Source organism: Rathayibacter sp. AY1E2 (genome assembly GCF_002932325.1).
In the GTDB taxonomy this organism is placed as follows: Bacteria; Actinomycetota; Actinomycetes; order Actinomycetales; family Microbacteriaceae; genus Rathayibacter.
In genome coordinates, this window is sequence record NZ_PSVO01000001.1 from 147699 (window position 1) to 168046 (window position 20348).

Sequence of the window (20348 nt, forward strand, 5' to 3'; positions counted from 1 at the left end):
GACGACCCGGCGACGTCAGCCGCGCGCCCGCCGCCACGAGGGGACGACGCCCCGGCTGGTGCCCGGCGAGAAGGGCGCGGTGGTGCCGAGGTCCACGACCACCGCGGGCAGCAGCTCCGTCACTCCCGGAGTCGCGGTGCCGGCGAGCTCGTCGAGCACCAGGTCGACCGCCCGCGAGACCATCTCGTCGCCGGGCAGGTCCACCACGGTGACCGGCTGGTCGGCGTGCCGCATCACCGCCTCCGGGGCGATGGTCATGATCGAGCAGTCCTCCGGGACGCGCAGGCCCAGACCGCTGAGGCGCTGCAGGAACGGCTCGAGCACGCCCGGCCCGTGCGTGACCACGGCGCTCAGGCCGGGGAGCTGCTCCTGCGCCTGCTCGAACCAGTCGTCGACGTCGTCGGTGCTGGGGATGACGGCGCCCCGCACGCCGCGCAGGCGGCACTGGTCGAGGAAGCCCTCGCGGAACCGCAGGGCGAAGGCGTAGCCGCTCTCGTAGGCGTCGGGGCCCATCCCGAGGACCGCGATCTCGACGTGCCCGAGGTCGGCGAGGTGGTCGACGGCGACCCGCGCCGCGCCGTCGAAGTCGAGGTCGATCGCGCTGAACGGGCTGCCCTCGCCCGGGTAGCCGACCAGCGCGGTCGGCAGGCCGATGCTCGCGAGGACCGGCAGCCGGGGGTCGTCCCGGCGGATGTCCATCACGACGAGCGCATCGGCGAGGACGTCGCGCGCGAGCTCCCCCTCGCCCGTGCCCATCATCAGCAGGTCGAAGCCGCGGGCGCGGGCCGCGTACATCGCCGCCCGCACGAAGCGCATGAAGACGTCGACATCGGTCTGCCGCGACTCCGGATCGACGGAGGCGAAGAAGCCGAGGATGTTCGTGCGCCGCAGCGCCAGGGCCCGCGCCATCGGGTCGGGCCGGTAGCCGAGCCGCTCCACGCTCGCGAGCACGCGCAGGCGGGTCGCCTCCGGGAGCTTCTTGTTGCCGGAGAGCACGTAGGACACCGTGCTGCGGGCCACCCCCGCATCGGCCGCGACGTCGCGAATGGTCACCATGGGCTCAGCGTAGTGAGGGCCCGGCGACGGGAGGGCCCGCCGGCGACCCCCTCGACCGGTGGTCAGCAGCGTGCATACCAGTGCGGTCCGGCCGTCCCGCCGTGGGTGGAGAGCCGTCCGCCGCGAGCCGCGCGACGGCGCCGACGGGCGCAGGCCGCGGACGAGCAGTCGGTCACGGTTGCGCGTGTATCGACGGGCACGTACGGTCGTCGGGTACCTCGTCGCGAGCCGCGACGTCGGTGCGGCCGCCACACCGGCCGATCCAGCGGCTCGCGGTCACGGGGGCTCCCCGCACGGAAGACGGACTCCTGCGCTCCAGCACCGGTACTGCGTCCACGACGCAGCAGCTGCTCTCGCACTGACGTCCCCCGTGCCCGCCCCTCAGGGGCGAGCTCCTGCTCCCTCGGAGCCCGGTGGTCGTCGTGCGCCGACACCGACCACTGGAGCACCGTGCCCTCCTCTTCCCGCACCACCCCGCCCGCCGTCGTCCTCCACGACTGCACGTTCGCCTGGCCCGACGGCTCCGTCGTCCTCGACCGCGTCACCGCTGCGTTCGGACGCGGGCGCACCGGTCTCGTCGGCGCGAACGGCGCCGGCAAGTCGACCCTCGTCCGCCTCGTCACCGGCGGCCTCTCCCCGACCGCCGGGAGCGTCTCGACGACGGGACCCGTCGACCTGCTGCCCCAGCGCCTCCGGCGAGGGCCCGACGACACCGTCGCCGATCTCCTCGGGATCCGGCAGCGCCTGGACGCTCTGCACGCGATCCTCCGCGGCGACGCGGATCCGAGGCACTTCGAGGTGCTCGCGGACGACTGGGACCTCGAGGCCCGGGCGCTCGCCGCACTCGGCGACGCCGGTCTCGACCTGGAGGAGGCGGACCTGCTGCGGCCGGTCGCGGCCCTCTCCGGAGGGCAGGCCGTCCTCACGGCCGTGACCGGCGTCCGGCTGCGCGGCCTGCCGATCGCCGTGCTCGACGAGCCGACGAACGACCTCGACCGGCGCTCCCGAGGGCTTCTGCTCGACCTGGTCGACCGGTGGCGCGGGACGCTCGTGCTCGTCAGCCACGACCGGGAGCTGCTCGAGCACGTCGACGAGATCGCGGAGCTGCGCGACGGGGCGGTCCGCACCTCGGGCGGGACGTTCTCGGCGTTCGAGGAGCGGCTCGCCCTCGAGCAGGCGGCCGCGGAGCGCGATCTGCGCGACGCCGACCGGCTTCTCCGCGCCGAGCGGCGGCAGCGCATCGAGGCCGAGACGACCATCGCCCGCCGGGCGCGGGCGGGGGCGCGATCGGCGGAGTCGATGCCCGCGATCCTCGCGAACGCGCGGAGAGGACGAGCCGAGGCGACCGCGGGACGGCTGCGCTCCGGGCACGGGGCCGCGGAGGCGCGGGCGCGCGAGCAGGTCGACGCAGCGTCGCGAGCAGTCCGGGACGACGACCGGGTCCGCCTCGACCTGCCGGACCCCGGGGTCGCGGCCGGGCGCCGTCTGGCGGAGGTGACGGTGCGCGGCCGGACGACGGTGCTCCAGGGGCCGGAGCGGATCGCCGTGGTCGGCGCGAACGGGACGGGGAAGACGACCCTGCTCGAGCACCTCGTCGGGGCGCCGGGTGCGCGGGAGCATCCGCTCGCCGGCACCACGGCCCGAGCGCTGACGGAGCGGGTCGGCTGGCTCCCCCAGCGCCGCGAGGGACTCCTCGACGAGGAGGCCACCGTGCGGGAGCACGTCTCCCGGGCCGCGCCGGATCGTCCGGCGGTCGAGCTGCGGAACGCCCTCGCGCGGCTCCTGGTGCGCGGCGACGTGGTCGATCGGAGGATCGCGTCGCTCTCGGGCGGCGAGCGGTTCCGCGTCGCGCTCGCCGGGCTCGTGCTGGCGCAGCCCGCTCCGCAGCTGCTCGTGCTCGACGAGCCGACGAACGATCTCGATCTCGCCACGACCGACCACCTCGTCGACGTTCTCGCCGCCTGGCGGGGCGGCCTGGTCGTCGTCAGCCACGACGAGGCGTTCCTCGACCGGCTCGGACTCCACTCCCGAGTGGTGCTCGACGCGGAGTGAGGGGGAAGGCGCTGAGTCCGGTGAGCACGTCGGTCCGTTCGCTGGGGGCGGGAGTCGACTCGATCGGCGCACTGGGCTCGACCGGCTCGGCTCCGTACCTGGACCGCGGCGAGCGCCGGCGCGCCGCCGAGATCGCCGTCCGCAGCGCCGGCCCGGTGCCGGTCGTGGTCGGGATCGGGGCGCTGCGCACCTCGCAGGTGCTGGCGCTCGCCGAGGACGCGCAGAGCGCCGGAGCGAGCGCGGTGCTCCTGGCGCCGCTCGGCTACCAGCCGCTGACGGACGAGGACGTGCTCGGGCTCTACGAGGACGTGACGGCTCAGCTCTCGGTGCCGCTCGTCGTGTACGACAACCCCGGGACGACGCGCTTCTCCTTCTCCGACGACCTCTACGGGGCCGTCGCCCGGCTGCCGCAGGTCGCCTCCCTCAAGATCCCCGGCGTGCCGGAGGGACCGGGTGCCGCGGCGGCGCGCGTCCGCGAGATCCGGGCGCGGGTGCCGGAGGGGGTCACTGTCGGGGTCTCGGGGGACGCCGCGGGTGCGCGCGGGCTGCTCGGCGGCTGCGACGCCTGGTACTCGGTGATCGGCGGCCTCTTCCCGCGGACGGCGCTGTCGATCGCCCGGGCGGCGCAGTCGGGCGATGAGGCGGCGGCGATCGCGGGATCGGCACGCCTGCAGCCCGTCTGGGACCTCTTCGCGGAGCACGGCGGCAGCTACCGCGTGGTCGCGGCGATGGCGGAGCAGCTCGGTCTCGCCGAGGCGCGCTGCCTCCCGCGTCCGGTCCGCGGGCTCGGTGCACGGGCGCGGGCCCGGGTCGCGGAGGTCCTGGCGGAGCTGGGGCCTGTGCTGGAGTGATCCGCGGGCGGGTCGGCGGGAGGACGGCTCGGACGGCGTGGTCGTTCCGGACAGCCGGCGAGCGCGAGGAAGCCGGGAGCCTTCACACCGGGGGGCCGGACCGGGTGGGGAAGTGCTCCCGAACGGAGCGAAAGGGTCGGAATCGCCGGGGCGGGCGATCAGGAACGGGCCTCTCCTTCGCTTCCGGAGCGCCTCGATCCGCCGCCGATGCGGTCGCCGAGCCGCCGACCGTTCCGCCCCTGCGGCGTCGTCCCTCCGCCGTCCCGCGACTGGCGCGCATCGACGGGTCGTCCGGCCGGTCCTCCGGCTACCGTTGTGGGCACACCCCCCGCCGACCCGGACCGCTCCGCCGACCTCGTCGGCCCGCGGTCCCTGCACGAGGAGCTTCCGTGTCCCCCGACGATTCCGCAGGACCCCCCTCTCGAACTCCCGGCCTCCGGCGGCGCACCGTCGTCGGCGGCGCCCTCACGGGTGCTCTCGCTCTGGGCGCGGCGACGCTCCCGGCCGCCTCAGCCTCAGCCTCAGCCTCAGCCTCCCCCGTGCCCGGCCTGCCCGGGGAGAAGACCCGCACGATCAACGTGAGGACGAAGAACCGGGGCGTGCTCTACGACGTCCTCACGGTCTCGATCGCGGGCGACCTCGCGCGGATCTTCGTGCCGCAGACGGTGAAGCCGCGGCAGGCCGCGGCGGTACCGGTGATCTGGTTCATCCACTCCGCGCAGGCCGACCACACCTCGCTGTCCAGCGTCTTCGCGTACCCGGCCGAGCTCGCCGTCGAGCGGGGCGCCATCGCGATCTGCCAGACGCTCGGCGGCACGATCTGGACCAACGACACTGCGCAGAAGCACCAGCGGAACGGCTACGCCTACCTCTCCGGCCAGTTCCCGATCGCCGCCAGCTACCTCTGGGCGATGTCGGCCGGCGGCGCGCTCGCCTGCGAAAACTACGGCGCACGGGTCTTCCCCGGCATCAACGGCGTCTACCTGGTCAACGGCGTCTACGACCTCCGCGACACCCACGACCGCACGACGCGGGGCCGCTTCTCGATCGGCGGTGCCTTCGGCGGCAGCACCGCTCAGATCGACTCCCACAACCCGAAGCGGCTGCCCGCCTCCGCCTGGGCCGGCGCGAACATCCGCGCGGTGGTGTCCGACACGGCCCACCCGGACCCGAGCGTGCCGCCGGCACTGCACGGGCTCGCCCTCGTGAAGAAGGCGACGGCCACGGCCAGGGAGGCGACCGTCCGGACGCACGCGCTCGGCCACAACGCGCCGTCGTGGGTGAACCAGGACGGCATCGACGCGATCTTCCGCTGGCACGCCGGGCCGGCCGCCGCGCCGGCGCCGTCGGCGACGCCGACCCCGACGAAGACCCCCGTCGTCCGCCCGTCCACCGCGGGCCGCTGGGACTTCGACCAGGCGGACGCCCCGTACGAGGGAGGGTCGGGGTCCCCGTTCCGACCCCGCTGAGCTGACAGGACGCGACGGCGTCCCTCGGGATGCGCTGACCGTCACGGGCCCGCGGCGGGAGCGCTCGGCCGCAGTGAGACCGGGCCTACGTCCCCTCCGCGGAGCTCCGCGGCGCCCTCTTCCGGACAGGGCCGCTAGAGGACATTGTCAGCGGCGGGACGGCCGTGCCACGGTTCGAGGACGGCCGATGAGGGCCGTCCCGATCGAAGGCAGCACATGCGCTCCAGCACCGTCCCTCGTCCGCCCGCCGTCGAGGACGGCACGTCGCAGCCGCGGGATCCAGGAGTGGCGCGGCGGCTCCGGCGGGGTCTGCTCGGGCTGATCGCGGCCGTCGCGCTCCTCGTCGGCACCGCCGTTCCTCTCGCGGCGGTCGCCGCTCCGTCCGCCCCGGTCCTCGGGGTGGCGGCCTGGGGAAGCAGCACCGACGGGAAGACCACGGTCCCGGCCGGGGTCGAGGGCGTCCTCTCCCTCGCCGCGGGCCGGACCCACAGCCTCGCCGCGAACGGCGACGGCGGGGTCGTCGCCTGGGGCCGCGGGTCGTACGGGCAGACCAGCGTCCCCGACGGTCTCACGGGGGTCGTCGCGGTCTCCGCCGGCGACTACAGCAGCCATGCGCTGAAGAGCGACGGGACCGTCGTCTCCTGGGGCTACGACGGCGACGGGCAGGTCTCGAGGAGTGCCGCGCTGACCGGGATCGTCGCGATCTCGTCCTCCCGCGACAACAGCCTCGCGCTCGGCAACGACGGCACCGTCACGTCGTGGGGCAGCAACGGGCTGGGCGAGGGCCTGGTCCCGGCCGGCCTCGGAGGCGTCACGGCCATCGCCGCGGGCCGGCGCCACAGCCTCGCCGTGTCCGGCGGGAGGGTGATCGCCTGGGGCTGGGACCTCTACGGGCAGACCGACGTCCCCGCGGGGCTCGAGGGCGTGGTGGCCGTCGCGGCGGGAGAGACCCACAGCCTCGCGCTGAAGGAGGACGGCACCGTCGTCGCCTGGGGCGCGAGCTCCGACTCGGTCGTCGTCGACTACGGCCAGACCACGGTGCCGGAAGGCCTGTCCGGGGTCGTGGCGATCGCCGCCGCGTCCGACTACAGCCTCGCGCTGAAGGGCGACGGCACGATCGTCGGCTGGGGCCGGAGCTCGGCCGGGCAGCTGCAGTTCCCCGCCGGCCTCGCCGGCACGACGGCTCTCGCAGCCGGACCCGATCACGTGCTCGCGCGGGGCCCGCGTCCGGTCCTGACGGCGGATGCTCCTCCCGCGTCCGGGCCGCTCGGAGCGGCCGCCTCGTACACCTTCGCGGCCGACCGCCCCGCCTCGTTCGCGGTCGCCTCCGGCTCCCTCCCCGACGGCCTGTCCCTCAGCGCGTCCGGGGTCCTCTCCGGCACGCCGACGACCGCGGGCACGTCCACCTTCGCCGTCTCCGCGCGGAACCCCTTCGGCGCCACCGTCGGGGCCCCGCACACGTTCGCCGTGGCGGAGACGACGGTCGCGCCGACCCTGGCCGGCGACCCGCCCGCCGCGACGGTGGGCACCCCGTACGACTTCGACTACAGCGTGACGGGCACACCGGCGCCGACGGTCTCGCTCGTCTCCGGAACGCTCCCCGCCGGCCTGAGCCTCGATGATCGTGGCGGCCTGACCGGGACGCCGACCGCCGACGGACGCTCCACCTTCACTCTGCGGGCCTCGAGCGCTGCGGGGAGCGCGGAGACCACCAGCACCGTCGTCGTCTCCCCCGCCGTCGCTGCACCGGGGATCTCCGGTACCCCCGGGCCGGGCGTCGTCGGCACCCCCTACGACTTCGGCTACACCGTCTCGGGCTTCCCCGCGCCGTCGGTGGCCGTCTCCTCCGGTGCGCTCCCGTCCGGCCTCACCCTGACTCCGGCCGGGCGCCTGACCGGGACTCCGTCCGCGCCGGGCACCTTCACGTTCACGCTGGCGGCCCGCGCCGGCACCGCCTCCGCGGAGACCACCAGCACCCTCACCGTCTCGTCGCCGACGGTCGCGCCGACCCTCTCCGGGACGGTCGCGGCCGGCGTCGTCGGCTCGGCCTACGACTTCCGCTACGCGGTGAGCGGCACGCCCGCTCCGTCGGTCTCCCTGGTCTCCGGCACACTGCCCGCCGGACTCACCCTCGACGCGACCGGGCGCCTCTCCGGGACGCCGACCACGGCCGGGACCACCACCTTCAGCATCCAGGCCGCGAACTCGGCGGGCACGGCTCGGGCGACGAGCACGCTGACGGTCTCGCCGAAGCAGGTCGCGACGAAGGCCGATCTGCGCGTCGACCTCTCCGGGCCGGCCTCGGCGGTGAAGGGGAGGACGCTCACCTACACCCTCATCACGACGAACGCCGGTCCGGCTGCGTCTGGGTCGGTCTTCTCGCAGGTCGTCCTGCCCGCGGGTGTGCAGTTCGTCTCGGCGACAGGCTCGTACACCAGGGTCGGGAACGTCGTGGTGTTCCAGCGGGCCGGCCTGGCGGACGGGCGGACCGTGTCGGAGAAGATCACGGTGAGGGCGGCCGTCTCGGGCACGGCGACCGCGCTGGCGGCGGCGTTCTCGACGAAGACGCCCGACCCGTCCATCCGCAGCAACACGGACACGGCGAGCACGACGATCCGCTGACCGCGGGAGCGTGACGGCGGGCGGTCCCTCGCGGGCCGCCCGCCGTTCTCGGTGCGGGAGCGTCGAGGTCCGCCGCGTCCGCGCCTCGTCTTCGACCGCTAGCCGGCCCGAGGGCGGTAGAAGCGCACGACCGGGAGGGCAGCCGTCGGAGCCTCGCGCACGACGATCTCGAGGCGCTGGATCAGGGCCGGGACGGTCGGCGTGGTCTCGAGCCGGCACTCGAGCTCTCCGTCGCGGCCCGGCAGGAGGAAGGCCGCCTGCGCTGCGGAGGCGCTCCAGAGCAGCCGCTCCACCAGCGGCCTCGCGGTCGGGTCCTCGGCGAGCCCGCCGATCTCCGCGATCGCCGTGGCGAGGCGGCGGGCGCGCACGTCGGCCGGCACATCGCTCAGCAGGTTGGGGCTGAACAGGGCGCCGCTGCCCGGCTCCCCCGCCCGGGTGACGTCTCCCGCGACGATCGCGGCCTCGACGGCGGCGGCCGCGGCGAGCGTCGACGGGAGGAGGGTGATGGTCCGCGCCGGAGGAGCGGTGTCCTCGAGGGCGGCGCGGAGCAGTCCCGTCGCGGCGGCGGCGAGCTTCGCCCCGTTCGCGGTCGCGAAGACCACGGCCCCCAGGCCCGACTCCAGATGCCACCGCATGTTCGACGACCAGCCCGGCAGGCCGCCGGAGTGGTGGGCGATCCCGCCGAAGCGGACGTCGTGCTCGACGACGAGGCCGAACCCGTAGGCGGAGCCGTCGAGCGTGCTCTCGACGGCGCGAGGGCTCAGCGCGGGGACCGGCGTCCAGCCGCGCTGCATCTCGCGGCGGGAGGCGCGGCTCAGCACCGGGTCGTCGTCCGCGCCGTCCTCGCCCTCGAACGCGGAGGAGAGCCAGCCGCTCCAGCGGGCGATGTCGCCGACCGTGCTGAACATGCTCGCGGCGCAGGCGCCCGCTCCGGTGCCGGTGACGGGGCGGGGCACCCAGGTCGCTCCGTCGTCGAAGGTGCTGAAGCCGGCCGCGAGGTCGGTGCCGTCGGGGTAGTCGCCGCTGTCGTAGCGGGTGTCGTGGAGGCCGAGCGGCTCGAGGATCGTCCGCGTCGCGAAGGACGGGAAGTCCTCCCCGGTCACGTTCTCGACGAGCACGCCGAGCAGCCAGAAGCCGATGTTGGAGTACTGGTAGACCTCACCCGGCCGCTCCGTGAAGGTCAGCCCGCGGCCGACGACCTCGAGGAACTCCTCCCGCGTCAGAGCCATGACGTCGTCGGCCCAGCCGTTGTCCTCCGGGAGCCCCGAGCAGTTGCTGAGGAGCATCCTGACCGTCACGGGCAGCGACCGGCCCGCGGTGTCGAGCGGGTCGGTGAACTCCGGCACGTGGTCGGCGACGCGGTCGTCGAGGCGGAGCAGCCCGCGGTCGCGCAGGATCAGCACCGCCACCGCCTCGAAGCTCTTCGACATGGAGGCGATGCGGTGCACGGTCCCGGGCCCGGGAGCGTCGCCGTCGAGGCGGTGCTCGCCGCGGCCGTGGTGGACGAGGAGCCCGCTGCGGTCGAACAGGGCCCAGCTCACCGAGGGGGCCGGAGGCGCCTCCTCGTCGAACCACCGGGCCAGCCGGTCCTGGAGCGGCGGGGAGAGGAGCGTCGGCGGAGGGAGCGTCATGCCCTCATCCTCCCGCACGCGGTACACGCCGCCGCGGTCCCGCGGGTCGCCGCGCGAGGACGCCGTCGGGGCTCAGCCAGTCCGGGCGGCTCCCCTCGACCGCGTCCAGGCCGTCCTCCTGCGTGCCGGTAGCCGTTCTCCGCGGCGACGATGATCCGGTCGTCGACGGGAGCGGAAGGACCCGCCGTGCATCCGGCGAGCATCCCGATCAGCAGCACTCCCCCGGCGATGCGCGCCCCTCTCGAACCCGTCCGCCCGCTGTCGAGCGTCGCGGCGACGGCTGCTCCGGCGGGCTGACGAGTCCCGTCGAGAGCCCGGAGCGACTGCCGGCACCTGCGAGCCGGACGAGGAACTTCTCAGGTCCTCTTGCGTGTCGGAGGCGCGGAACCTAGTTTTGTCGAACCGGTTCGAAGCACTGTTGCTCCGAGCCCGGACCGACGCCCGCCGTCGTCCGGCCGGCTGTCCCCACAGAAAGTGACCAGCGTGACAACGATGTCCTCCCCGAGGCGCGGCACCCGCTCCCTCGCCCTCGCGCTGAGTGCCGCGACACTCGCGGCTCTCGCCGTCGCTCTCCCGAGCGCCGAGTCCGCCTCCGCGGCCGACACCACCGTCCCCGCCGACGCGCTCATCCTCCAGTACGACTTCGAGCAGGGGCAGGTGTCCGGATCCACGGTCGCCGACCTCTCGTCGAAGAAGCTCGACGGCACCGTCGTCAACAGCGCGAGAGCGACGTACGTCGCGGGTCGGAAGGCCGGTACGACCGCGATCGACCTTCCCGGGGGCGCGGCGGACTCGACCTCCGCGCCGTACCTGACCGTGCCGAACGGGCTCTTCCAGGGCGTGACGCAGACCACCGTCTCCGCCTGGACGAAGTGGTCCGGCACCGGAGGCTTCCAGTGGCTGTGGTGCCTGGGCATCAGCCCCGACGCCGCGTCGGCTTTCGCTCCGTCGTTCGACGGCGGCAGCGCCCGCGCGATCATCAAGCAGCTGAAGGACGGCGGCGAGACCGGAGTCTCCAGCTCCTCGCCGCTGCAGAAGGACCAGTGGGTCAACGTCACCGCGACGATGGACGGCACGACCGTGACCCTGTACCTCAACGGTCTGCAGGTCGCGACGGCTCCCGCCTCCGTCGACCTCGCGAAGCAGCTCTACTCCGCCTCCGCCTCCAAGAGCGGCAACATCGGCCGGGCGCTCTGGAACGTGCACCCCTACTTCGACGGAGCGATCGACGACTTCCGCGTCTACGACCGGGCTCTGACCGCCGCTCAGGTCCGGGGTCTGGCGGGCGACGCCGCGCCGGCCGTCACCGGCGTTCTCTCGACGAGCGTCGCGGTCACCACCGGCATCGGCGTCGCGCCGGCCCTGCCGGGGGTCCCCGCCACCTACTCCGACGGCGTGAACCGCGACGCCCCGGTCACCTGGGAGAGCGTCCCCGCCTCCGCGTACGCGAAGCGCGGCACCTTCACCGTGAAGGGCACCGTCACCGGCCTCGGCACCGCGGTCACGGCGACCGTCACGGTGCGCGCACTCGACGAGATGACCATCGACCTCGGCGCGAGCACCGGGGAGTTCATGGGCGGCGCGTCCGGCACCCTCTACGGGGTCTACGGCGAGGGCCTCCCCTCCGACAACCTCCTCGAGGGGATCGACCTGCGCACGGTCTCGACCAAGGCGCAGGACGGGCCGCAGCATCCGGGCGCCGACGCGCTCAGCGTCGCGAAGGCCGTCGCGGACACCTCGGACGGCGACACCTACATCTACATGACGGACATCTACCGCGGCTTCCCCTACGAGTGGCCGGGCAGCACTCCCCAGGAGAAGCTGGCCGACTACCAGGCGAAGATCGCCACGCAGGTCGACCAGGTGCTCGCGCTCCCCGAGGAGTACCAGGACAACATCGTGTTCGTGCCGTTCAACGAGCCCGAGGGCAACATGTTCGGCAACGGGAAGTGGAGCTACGACGGGAAGAGCTGGCTGGAGGACCCGACCGCGTTCTTCGCGGCCTGGGACAGCACCTACGCGCTGATCCGCGACCGGATGCCCGACGCCCGCATCGCCGGACCGAACACCAGCGTCCTCTACGACCAGGTCCGCGGGTTCATGACCCACACGCTCGAGCAGGACACCGTCCCCGACGTGATGACCTGGCACGAGCTGAGCGCCCCGGGTGAGATCCGCACCAATGTCGACCGCTTCCGGGCCTGGGAGGACGAGCTGTACGCGGGCACGTCCTACGCCGGGAAGCACCTGCCGGTGAACCTCAACGAGTACGCCTTCAACTACCACACCTCCGTGCCCGGCCAGATGGTCCAGTGGATCAGCGCGCTCGAGGACAAGAAGGTCGACGGCGACATCGCCTACTGGAACATCGACGGCAACCTCTCCGACTCCGCGGTGCAGGCCAACCGCGCCAACGGCCAGTGGTGGCTCCTCAACGCCTACGCCTCGATGACCGGCGACACCGTCGCGGTCACGCCGCCCAAGCCCGGCCAGAGCTACACCCTCCAGGGCGTCGCGACCCTCGACACCGCGGCCAAGCAGGCGAGAGCCCTCTTCGGAGGCGTCGGCGGCTCGCAGAAGGTCGCGTTCGAGCGCATCCCAGCCGCCACCTTCGGCTCGAAGGTCCACGTGGAGGTCAGCGAGATCCGCTGGACCGGTCAGGTCGGCGACTCGGGAGCCCCGCAGACGGTGAAGGAGTTCGACGCGTCCGTCGTGGACGGCGCCCTCTCGCTCGACTTCGGCGGATCCCTGCCCGCGCTCGACGTCGACTCCGCCTACGAGGTCGTCCTGACCCCGGGCGCCAACGCGTCGTCGCCGTCCGCCTCGCCCGTCGACTTCCGCCAGAAGTACGAGGCCGAGGACGCCCGCTACACCGGATCGCGGAACCTCAACGGACCCGAGGGCTCGCCGACCAACGTCGGCGGCTTCTACACCTCGGGCGGACGCAACGTCGGCGGGATCCGCACCGGCGGCGACCTGAAGCTCGACTTCGCGGTCACCGTCCCGAAGGACGGCGACTACGACCTCAGCGTCTTCGCCAACTCCCTCAACACCTACGCCGCCAACGCCCAGCAGGGTCCGATCAACGCGTTCCTGAGCGTCGACGGCGCTGCGGAGCAGGAGATCCTCCTTCCGCTGGCCTACAAGTTCGTGGTCTGGGACCACGCGGACACCAAGGTGAAGCTGACCGCCGGCACCCACACGATCTCGCTCGCCGCGAAGAACCTCGCCGGCACGAAGTCGACCGTGGGCGACGCGATCGTCGACAAGATCGAGCTCTCCCTCCCCAGCGCGGCCGCCGCGACCTCGATCCACGAGGCCGAGACCGGCACGCTCGACAAGGGAGCGACGGCCGACTACTCCCGCGCCGGCGTCTCCGGCTCGGGCACGGCGAAGCTCACCAGCGGCGCCTCCACCACCGTCTGGGGCTACTCCGCGAAGGACGCGCCGTCCTCCGTGACGGTGGACACCCTGGGCGGCGGCACCGGCGACGTCTACGTGAACGATGTGAAGGTCGGGCCGGTGGGCGCGAGCTCGACCCGTCAGGTCTTCCTCTCGGGCGGCGTGAACAAGATCGAGGTCGTCGGCACGAGCGGCACGCTCCTCGTCGATCGGATCGTCGTCGGAGCGAGCGCGAACCCGCCCGCGACGACGAGCTATGAGGCGGAGGCGGCCACGATCACCGGCCCCGCCACGGTCCGCGACCTGTCCTTCGCGTCGGGCGGCAAGGCCGTCGGGAACATCGGGGGCGGACGCGACGGCGACTCGACCCTGACCTTCGGCGACGTGAAGGCCGAGCAGGACGGGACGTACGCGCTCACGCTGCGCTACTCCAACGAGGAGCAGTCCCCCGCGACGCACTACAACCCCGACCCGCTCGCCCGCCACGCGGACATCACGGTCAACGGAGTGACGCAGCGCGTGCTCTTCCCGCACACGTTCCACCAGAACCAGCTGTGGGACCTGAGCGTGCCGGTCACGCTCAGGAAGGGCTCGAACACCATCGCGATCACCTCGAAGGAGCTCCCGGGCTTCGACGGGACGACCTACCTCTCCGACACCTTCCCCGGCGTCCTGCTCACCTCGCAGTACGCGCCCAACATCGACAGGATCTCGGTCACGCCCTTCGTCGGGCGGACCACGGGCCTGACGGTGAGCGGCACGGCGGCCTCGCGCTGCACCGCGGGGAAGGTCACGATCACGGGGACGGCGACCAACACCAGCGCGGTCGCCGCTGACGTCACGATCGGCTCGGCCTGGGGCACGAAGACCTTCACCGGGGTCGCTCCCGGCAAGACGGTCTCAGCCGCCTTCAGCACCCGCGCTGCGAGTGTCGGAGCCGGCGCTCTCGACGTGCGGATCGCGGGGACGGTCGACGGCGCTGCGGCGAGCGGATCCACGGCACCGACCTACGGTGCGGCGCGCTGCGGCTGATCCGTCCAGAACGCCCTGACGCGGCCGGGCACCTCGTGCGCCCGGCCGCGTCGGCGTGTCGTCGGGACCGGACGTTCCCCGACGGGGACGAGCGCGCCGTGGACGAGCAGAGCGCCGGAGCCGCAGCGTCCGGTCCTCGCTCCGGGGACGCGGCGCCCGAGTTGCGTGCGCCGCGCCGCACTGCCACTCTCGACACGGTTCGAGCGGGGGTGGAGATGGCCACGATCGGAGACGTCGCGAAAGCGGCAGGGGTCTCGCGCAGCACGGTGTCGTACGTCCTCTCCGGCAAGCGCAGCATCTCCCCCGAGACGCGCAAGCGCATCGAGGACGCGATCGCCGAGCTCGACTTCACGGTCAACGCCGGAGCACGGGCGCTCGCGACGCGCCGCACCATGGCGCTCGGCCTGCTCGTCCACTTCGACCCGGACGAGTTCGCGCCCGCGATGGTCGAGTACGTGCTCCCCATCACGGCCCGCGCCCGCGAGCTCGGCTACGACGTGCTGCTGGCCACCGAGGCCGACGGGGCGGCTGCCGTCCGCCGGCTCACGCGCTCCGGTCAGGTCGACGGACTGATCCTCCTGAGCGTCGCGGACGACGACGACCGGCTGCCCGTCCTGCGCGCCTCGCGGCGGCCCGGTGCCGCCCTCGGCGTGCCCGCGGACGCCTCCGGGGTGGACGTCTTCGACCTCGACTTCGGCGACGCGGCCCGCCTGCTGATCGAGCACCTGGGCGCCCTCGGGCATCGGAGCATCGGTCTCGTCACCCCTCCTGAGCGCGTCTTCGACCGTGGAGGGACCTACGGGCTCCGGTTCCGCGAGTCGGCTCTCGAGACCGCCGGTCGGCTCGGGATCGAGCTGGTGCTGCGCGCGGCCGCCACCGCCGCCGACGCCGTCGAGCCGATGATCACGGCGTTCCTCGACGACAACCCCGGTGTCACCGCGCTGGTCGTCCACAGCGACCGGACCATCGCGATGCTTCCCGCGATCCTGGGCCGACGCGCTGTCGCCGTGCCCGGGCAGCTGTCCGTCGTGAGCCTGTACTCGGCCGAGTTCGCCCGCGACTTCTCGCTCCCCTACAGCTACGTCGAGACAGGAGCCGCCGAGCTCGGTGCGCACCTGGTCGACACGCTCGTCGAGCGGATCGAGCAGCCGTCCCGCGGCGAGGAGCCGTCGATCCGCCTCCTGCCCGCGCGTCTCGTCGACCGCGGGAGCGCCCGCGCGGTCTGAGGGCCGCTCCAGAGCCCCCGAGGCCCGGTCAGAAGCGCGAGGCGACCTCGTAGAGGACCTCGTCGTCGCCCGCGTAGACGCCGTCGCGCCGCGGCCAGTGCGCGATCACGTCCGTGAAGCCGAGCTCCTCCGCCCGGCCGGCCATGTCCTCGAACCGGGCGACGCTCTCGAGGGAGTAGTCGCTCCCGGAGTCGAGCGAGAGGTGGCGCTCGACGGTGCGCGGGTCGCGCCCGGCCGCCTCGAGCGCCGCGTCGAGCCGCCGGGAGAGGGACGCGACCGCCCGCCACCACTCCTCGCTCGACACTCCCTCCGGGCCGGTGGTGACCCAGCCCTGCCCGCGATCGGCGACGAGCGCGAGGCCCTTCGGCCCGTTCGCGGCGAGGACGAACGGGACGCGGGGGCCCTGCACGGGCTCGCCCACCATGCGCGCCGAGCGGGCGGTGAACCACTCCCCCTCGAGGTCCACTCCGCCCGAGCCGGGCTCCTCGAAGCGCAGCAGCGCGTCGAGGGCCGTGACGAACTCGGTGAAGCGCTCGTGCCGCTGCCGGGGCGAGTAGTCGGGCTGCCCGAGCACGCGCGCGTCGAAGCCCGTGCCGCCCGAGCCGACCCCGAGGATGGTCCGACCGCCCGAGATCTCGTCCAGCGTCGCGATCTCCTTCGCGAACGGCACCGGGTGGCGGAAGTTCGGGGAGGCCACGAACGTGCCCAGGCGGAGCGTCTCGGTCACCATCGCGGCAGCGGTGAGGGTGGGGACGGTCGCGTGCCACGGCTGGTCGGCGAGGGAGCGCCAGGAGAGGTGGTCGTAGGTCCACGCGTGGTCGAAGCCCAGGCCCTCGGCCGACTGCCACTTCCGGCGGGCCTCGGCCCACGGGTCCTGCGGGAGGATGACGATGCCGTGTCGCATCGTCCGAGTGTACGAGCGCCGTCGGGTCAGAGCGTGGCGGGCGGCACCGGGGGCGGATCGGGCACCTCGTCCACGACCGAGCGCGGAACCATCAGGGTCGGCATCCGCACGCGCAGGCGCAGCGGCTCCCGCTCCGACGCGCCGAGCAGCTCGCGGGCGGCGCTCCGCACCTGCCGGGCCAGCGCCGGGTGCACGGCCCCCGGATCCTCGAACGCGGCGACCAGCTCGCGCAGCACTCGGGTGGTGCTCCGCGGGTCGCCGTCCTGCCTGGGCATCGGATCGGCCCCTCACTCTCGGCACGGCCGTCAGGGTCCCGGCGGTGCAGCGGATGTCTCGCGCCGACGGTAGGGCCGGGGACGGCGCCGTGGCACTGAGGTTGACAACGGGAGGACCCGGCGGTTCGCGGTGCGCGGGGTGCGATCCGGGCGAGCGCGGTCCTGCTGGGGATCGACGGCCACCGCCGGGAGAGCCCGCTTCCCACGATCGCGCCCGTCCGGTCGCGGCTACTCTCGGGGCGTGATCACGACGACGGAGCGGGTGGACGACTGGATCGAGGGCTGGTGCCGTGCACGCGGCGTGCAGCGCGTCCGCGAGGACGGGGCCTGGCTGGTCGAGGTCGGAGCGGAGTCGCGCACGCGGGAGCGGATCCTGGTCGATCCGTCGCCCTCCGCGCTGCAGGCGGGCGCCGAGCGGATGGCCGGGCCTCAGGAGTGGCTGACGGTCATCGGCCGGGGCGACGACGCCCGCCTCGCACCCGCCGCCGGGCTGGAGCTCGTCGCGGGCGACGAGAGCCTGATGGCGGCGCTCCTCGGCCCGGGCCGCACCGCCGAGGGTGCCCTGCTCGAGGGAGCCGTGCTCGAGGCCGCCGACGGAGTGGCGAGCGTCCGGCTGCTGGTCGACGGAGTCGTCGCCGCTCAGGGCACCTCCGCCGTGCACGAGACGGTCGCGGTCCTGGACCGGATCGAGACCGATGCGCGGTTCCGCCGACGCGGGCTGGGACGGCGGGTCGTCGACGCCCTCACCGCCTGGGCCCGGTCCGAGGGTGCACGGAGCGGTCTCCTCGTCGCCAGCACGGACGGCCGCGCCCTCTACCTCACCCTCGGCTGGGAGGTGGTCGCGCCGGTGCGCATCTGGCGCGGGGCCGCACTCCGAGATCCGGGACAGGGCTGCGCGGCCGCCGGGCGATGATCCCCCGCCGTACGGCCCTCCGGGAGCGCACGTCCGCCTGAGTACGGAATCCCGCGCAGCGGATCCAGGCGGCGGAGAACGGCGGAGCAGCCGTGAAGCGGACGCCCGCCGATCTGTATTCAACCGATAACACCACCCTCGAAAGAGGGACGCCCGCTATCGCTCACACGGCCTTGTCCGAGAAGCGGATCATCCGCTTCTCGGACTCGTGTCACCGCCCTCGGGTCGTCAGCCGAGAGCGCCCTTCTCGGCCGAGTAGAGCTGCTTCACCTGCTCCGCGGTCAGCGCCCGGTCCCACACCCGCAGTCGGGCGAGGGAGCCGGCGAAGCGGTTGATCATCGTGCCGTCCCGGCCGACCGCTCCGACCACGAAGTCGCCCGGAGCCGCGTTGAGGCCGTCGGGGTAGACGTAGGGGTTCTTGGCGTAGGTCGCGCCGAGCTTGTCGGTGTACACCGGGTACGCGGTGGCGGCGCCGTCGAGGTACGAGACCGCGACTGCGCCGTCGTACGTCCCGACGTGCAGCTGCCACACGCCGCGCGTGATCCGGCGGGGCTCCACCGAGTAGTCGCGCGAGTACGGGTAGCCGGGCGTCGGCCCGCCGAGCTTCGAGACGTGCATGCACACTCGCTCCCAGCCGCCGTACTCGGGAAGGTTGTTGAACAGCGCGTAGGAGCGCAGCGGCCCGACCGTCGACTCCTCCCAGACGCCCGCGATGCAGGCGCCGTCCGCGTCGGAGTTGAGCACCCACACCGCGATCGTCACCTGGCCGGTCGAGGCGCCCAGGTTGAGCGGGCCGACCTCGCCCTTGGGGACGACCAGGTGGTCCGTCGTCCCGTTGAGGGCGACTCCGGTGCCGAACGGCGTGGCGACGGCGCGGGCGGAGGAGCCCGCACCCTGCCGGAGAGCCGGAGCGCCCGCGACGGCCGAGGCGAAGGGGGCGGCGCTCTCGGCGAAGGACCACTCCGCGATCGGCGTGGGCACGGTGACCGTGGGGACCGGAGCGGCGTCGCCGACCACGAACGCGTCGAGGATCAGGTTGGTGCCGCTCGAGGAGGGATTGCGGCCGCTTCCGCGGCGGATGGTCACCGTGTGCGGCCCGGCCGCGAGCTGTCCGCTGCTCCAGACCGTCTGCTTGGACCGCGTCGCGGCGCTGTAGCGGTCGACGGACGCGACCTTGACTCCGTCGAGCTCGACGTCGTTGATGCCGGACGAGCCGGTGAGGCGGCTGATCCAGCTCACGCTGGTGCCCGTGAAGGCGAGGGTGGCGGAGGCGCCCGCGGTCGTCGAGTAGGCGATGCTGCCGCCGCTGTCCGTGCTCGCCTTCAGCGTCGACCACGTGCCGGTCGTGACGATCGGGGCGGCGCCGTTCTCGTAGGTGCCCGCTCCGGGCAGGGTCGTCGCCGGCGGAGGCGTCGCGTCGCCGACCACGAAGGAGTCGAGCAGCAGATTGCTGCCGGTCGAGGCCGGATTGCGGCTGCTCCCCCGGCGGATCGTCAGCGTGTGCGGCCCGGCCGCGAGCTGTCCGCTGCTCCACACCGTCTGCTTCGAGCGGGCGGACGCGCTGTAGCGGTCGACGGAGGCGACCTTCACGCCGTCGAGCTCGACGTCGTTGATCCCGGAGGACGACGTGAGTCGGCTGATCCAGGCGATGCTCGTGCCGGTGAAGGCGAGCGTCGCGGAGGCGCCGGAGCTGGTCGAGTAGGCGATGCTCCCGCCGCTGTCCGCGGTGGCCTTCAGCGTCGTCCAGGTGCCGGTGGTGACGATCTGCGCGGCGCCGTTCTCGTAGGTGCCCGCGCCGGGCAGCGTGGACACGGGCGGCGTCTCGGGCACGGGCTCCGTCTGCGGCACGGGGCCCTCGGCGATCCAGCGCTGGAAGGTGTCGATCATCTCCTTGTTGGTGAAGCTCGGGACCTTGTGGCCGTCGGTGCCCTCCCCCGGGTGGGTGCGCAGCGTCGCCTCCTTCGCCAGGGGCAGGGCCGCGGCGTGCAGGGCGGCGCCGTGCAGGGCGAGCGGCACCATGACGTCGTCGGGAGATCCGGTGATCCTCAGCCGGGCGCCGCGCCACACCGACGCGGGCAGCCGCGCCGGGTTGGTGGCGGCGATCGCCGCCGCATCCGCGTACTCGGGGCCGATCTTGTCCGGCTCGCTCGCCGCGCGCTCCTCCATGTCGTAGGAGCTGCTGCAGAGGTACGCGCCCCGGATGTTCGGCACCATCCGCTTCCCGTAGGCCCAGGCCAGGAGCGGCCCGCCTCCGGAGTCGGAGCGCAGGAGGCTCGCGTCGATCCGCCACACCGACGAGGCCCAGGCGGCGACAGCGGCCTGGATCTCGATCGCCCGCGGGCTCGACCAGATGCTGCCGCCGTAGGTCGGGCAGATGCTGACGATGCCGCGGTCCACGGCGAGGTCGGCGGAGTAGGCGAACGCGCTCGAGAGCGCCGTGTGGGTGCCGTTGCGGGCGTGGTAGTACCAGAGCATCGATGCGCCCCTGGTCTGCGACGGAGGCGTCGCGTGCGGCACGAACAGGCGCGCCCGGTCCCCCGCGACGACGACGTCGATGATCTCGTAGCGCTTCCCGCCCGTCTTCGACGTGGCGGTGGACAGGCGCGAGACCTCGCCGGGCAGTCGGGGCACCGCGGTGAGGTCGCCGGCCGCGAGGGCCGGCGTCGCGAACGCGATCGCGCCCGCGCCGGCGACGGATCCGGCGAGGATCGTGCGGCGGGAGAGAGCGGAGAGGGCCTTGACGCCCGACCGGGAGCCGGTGCGGGAGGAGTCGGCGGAGTCGCCTACGGCAGTGTCCTGAGGAGTCACGGAAGAGAGAGCCTTTCCGATCGTCACCGTTCCGGGTACACCGATCGAAAGAGGAGGAGAAGGCGTTCAGTGAACGAGCGGCAGTGCTCGCGCTGCTGATGCGGATC

Annotated in this window: 12 protein-coding genes; 7 read left to right on the forward strand and 5 right to left on the reverse strand. The window is 73.6% G+C overall.

Annotated elements, in window-relative coordinates; genetic code table 11:
* Positions 1–15 precede the first annotated feature (15 nt).
* Positions 16–1056: a LacI family DNA-binding transcriptional regulator gene (locus C5C49_RS00655; protein WP_104222050.1), complete on the reverse strand. Its 1041-nt coding sequence runs from the start codon at positions 1054–1056 to the stop codon at positions 16–18.
* Positions 1057–1506: 450 nt separating this feature from the next.
* Here C5C49_RS00655 and C5C49_RS00660 point away from each other — a divergent pair, with 450 nt between their 5' ends.
* The 4 genes from C5C49_RS00660 (at position 1507) to C5C49_RS00675 (ending at position 8050) form a co-directional block, all read left to right on the forward strand.
* Entirely contained in the window at positions 1507–3108 is a 1602-nt protein-coding gene (locus C5C49_RS00660) for an ABC-F family ATP-binding cassette domain-containing protein (RefSeq protein WP_104345179.1), read from the forward strand.
* A 20-nt stretch (positions 3109–3128) separates the two neighbouring features.
* Positions 3129–3959, forward strand: a complete 831-nt coding sequence (locus C5C49_RS00665; protein ID WP_258068334.1) for a dihydrodipicolinate synthase family protein — start codon at positions 3129–3131, stop codon at positions 3957–3959.
* A gap of 539 nt (positions 3960–4498) precedes the next feature.
* Positions 4499–5428, forward strand: a complete 930-nt coding sequence (locus tag C5C49_RS00670) for a hypothetical protein (protein WP_146084812.1) — start codon at positions 4499–4501, stop codon at positions 5426–5428.
* Between the two features lie 216 nt (positions 5429–5644).
* Complete coding sequence (locus C5C49_RS00675) at positions 5645–8050, forward strand: putative Ig domain-containing protein (protein ID WP_146084813.1); 2406 nt, start codon at positions 5645–5647, stop codon at positions 8048–8050.
* Between the two features lie 98 nt (positions 8051–8148).
* Here the strand turns inward: C5C49_RS00675 and C5C49_RS00680 are convergent, their stop codons facing one another.
* Entirely contained in the window at positions 8149–9681 is a 1533-nt protein-coding gene (locus tag C5C49_RS00680; RefSeq protein ID WP_104345183.1) for a serine hydrolase, read from the reverse strand.
* Between the two features lie 492 nt (positions 9682–10173).
* On the opposite strand from C5C49_RS00680, the gene C5C49_RS00685 reads away from it, so the two are divergent.
* Both C5C49_RS00685 and C5C49_RS00690 read left to right on the forward strand, forming a co-directional pair.
* Positions 10174–14115, forward strand: a complete 3942-nt coding sequence (locus tag C5C49_RS00685) for a LamG-like jellyroll fold domain-containing protein (RefSeq protein ID WP_104345184.1) — start codon at positions 10174–10176, stop codon at positions 14113–14115.
* A 215-nt stretch (positions 14116–14330) separates the two neighbouring features.
* A complete protein-coding gene (locus C5C49_RS00690) occupies positions 14331–15341 on the forward strand; it encodes a LacI family DNA-binding transcriptional regulator (RefSeq protein WP_104345295.1) in 1011 nt (336 codons plus the stop codon).
* A 28-nt stretch (positions 15342–15369) separates the two neighbouring features.
* Here the strand turns inward: C5C49_RS00690 and C5C49_RS00695 are convergent, their stop codons facing one another.
* Both C5C49_RS00695 and C5C49_RS00700 read right to left on the reverse strand, forming a co-directional pair.
* Positions 15370–16245 carry an LLM class flavin-dependent oxidoreductase gene (locus tag C5C49_RS00695; RefSeq protein ID WP_104345185.1) on the reverse strand — a complete coding sequence of 292 codons (876 nt, stop codon included), beginning with the start codon at positions 16243–16245 and terminating at the stop codon, positions 15370–15372.
* A gap of 26 nt (positions 16246–16271) precedes the next feature.
* Entirely contained in the window at positions 16272–16520 is a 249-nt protein-coding gene (locus C5C49_RS00700) for a hypothetical protein (protein ID WP_146084814.1), read from the reverse strand.
* A gap of 241 nt (positions 16521–16761) precedes the next feature.
* Between C5C49_RS00700 and C5C49_RS00705 the strand changes: the two genes are divergently transcribed.
* Positions 16762–17433 (forward strand): GNAT family N-acetyltransferase, encoded by a 672-nt coding sequence (locus tag C5C49_RS00705; protein WP_219814561.1) that lies wholly within the window; start codon positions 16762–16764, stop codon positions 17431–17433.
* Positions 17434–17661: 228 nt separating this feature from the next.
* Here C5C49_RS00705 and C5C49_RS00710 read toward each other — a convergent pair whose 3' ends face one another.
* Positions 17662–20241 carry a LamG-like jellyroll fold domain-containing protein gene (locus C5C49_RS00710; protein WP_104328703.1) on the reverse strand — a complete coding sequence of 860 codons (2580 nt, stop codon included), beginning with the start codon at positions 20239–20241 and terminating at the stop codon, positions 17662–17664.
* Between the last annotated feature and the right edge of the window lie 107 nt (positions 20242–20348).

What these genes read in the sequence shown, in the direction of transcription:
- C5C49_RS00655 (WP_104222050.1), bottom strand. Translation starts at nt 1,056, where the DNA reads ATGGTGACCATTCGCGACGTCGCGGCCGATGCGGGGGTGGCCCGCAGC.
- C5C49_RS00675 (WP_146084813.1), top strand. Translation starts at nt 5,645, where the DNA reads ATGCGCTCCAGCACCGTCCCTCGTCCGCCCGCCGTCGAGGACGGCACG.
- C5C49_RS00680 (WP_104345183.1), bottom strand. Translation starts at nt 9,681, where the DNA reads ATGACGCTCCCTCCGCCGACGCTCCTCTCCCCGCCGCTCCAGGACCGG.
- C5C49_RS00685 (WP_104345184.1), top strand. Translation starts at nt 10,174, where the DNA reads ATGTCCTCCCCGAGGCGCGGCACCCGCTCCCTCGCCCTCGCGCTGAGT.
- C5C49_RS00690 (WP_104345295.1), top strand. Translation starts at nt 14,331, where the DNA reads ATGGCCACGATCGGAGACGTCGCGAAAGCGGCAGGGGTCTCGCGCAGC.
- C5C49_RS00695 (WP_104345185.1), bottom strand. Translation starts at nt 16,245, where the DNA reads ATGCGACACGGCATCGTCATCCTCCCGCAGGACCCGTGGGCCGAGGCC.
- C5C49_RS00700 (WP_146084814.1), bottom strand. Translation starts at nt 16,520, where the DNA reads ATGCCCAGGCAGGACGGCGACCCGCGGAGCACCACCCGAGTGCTGCGC.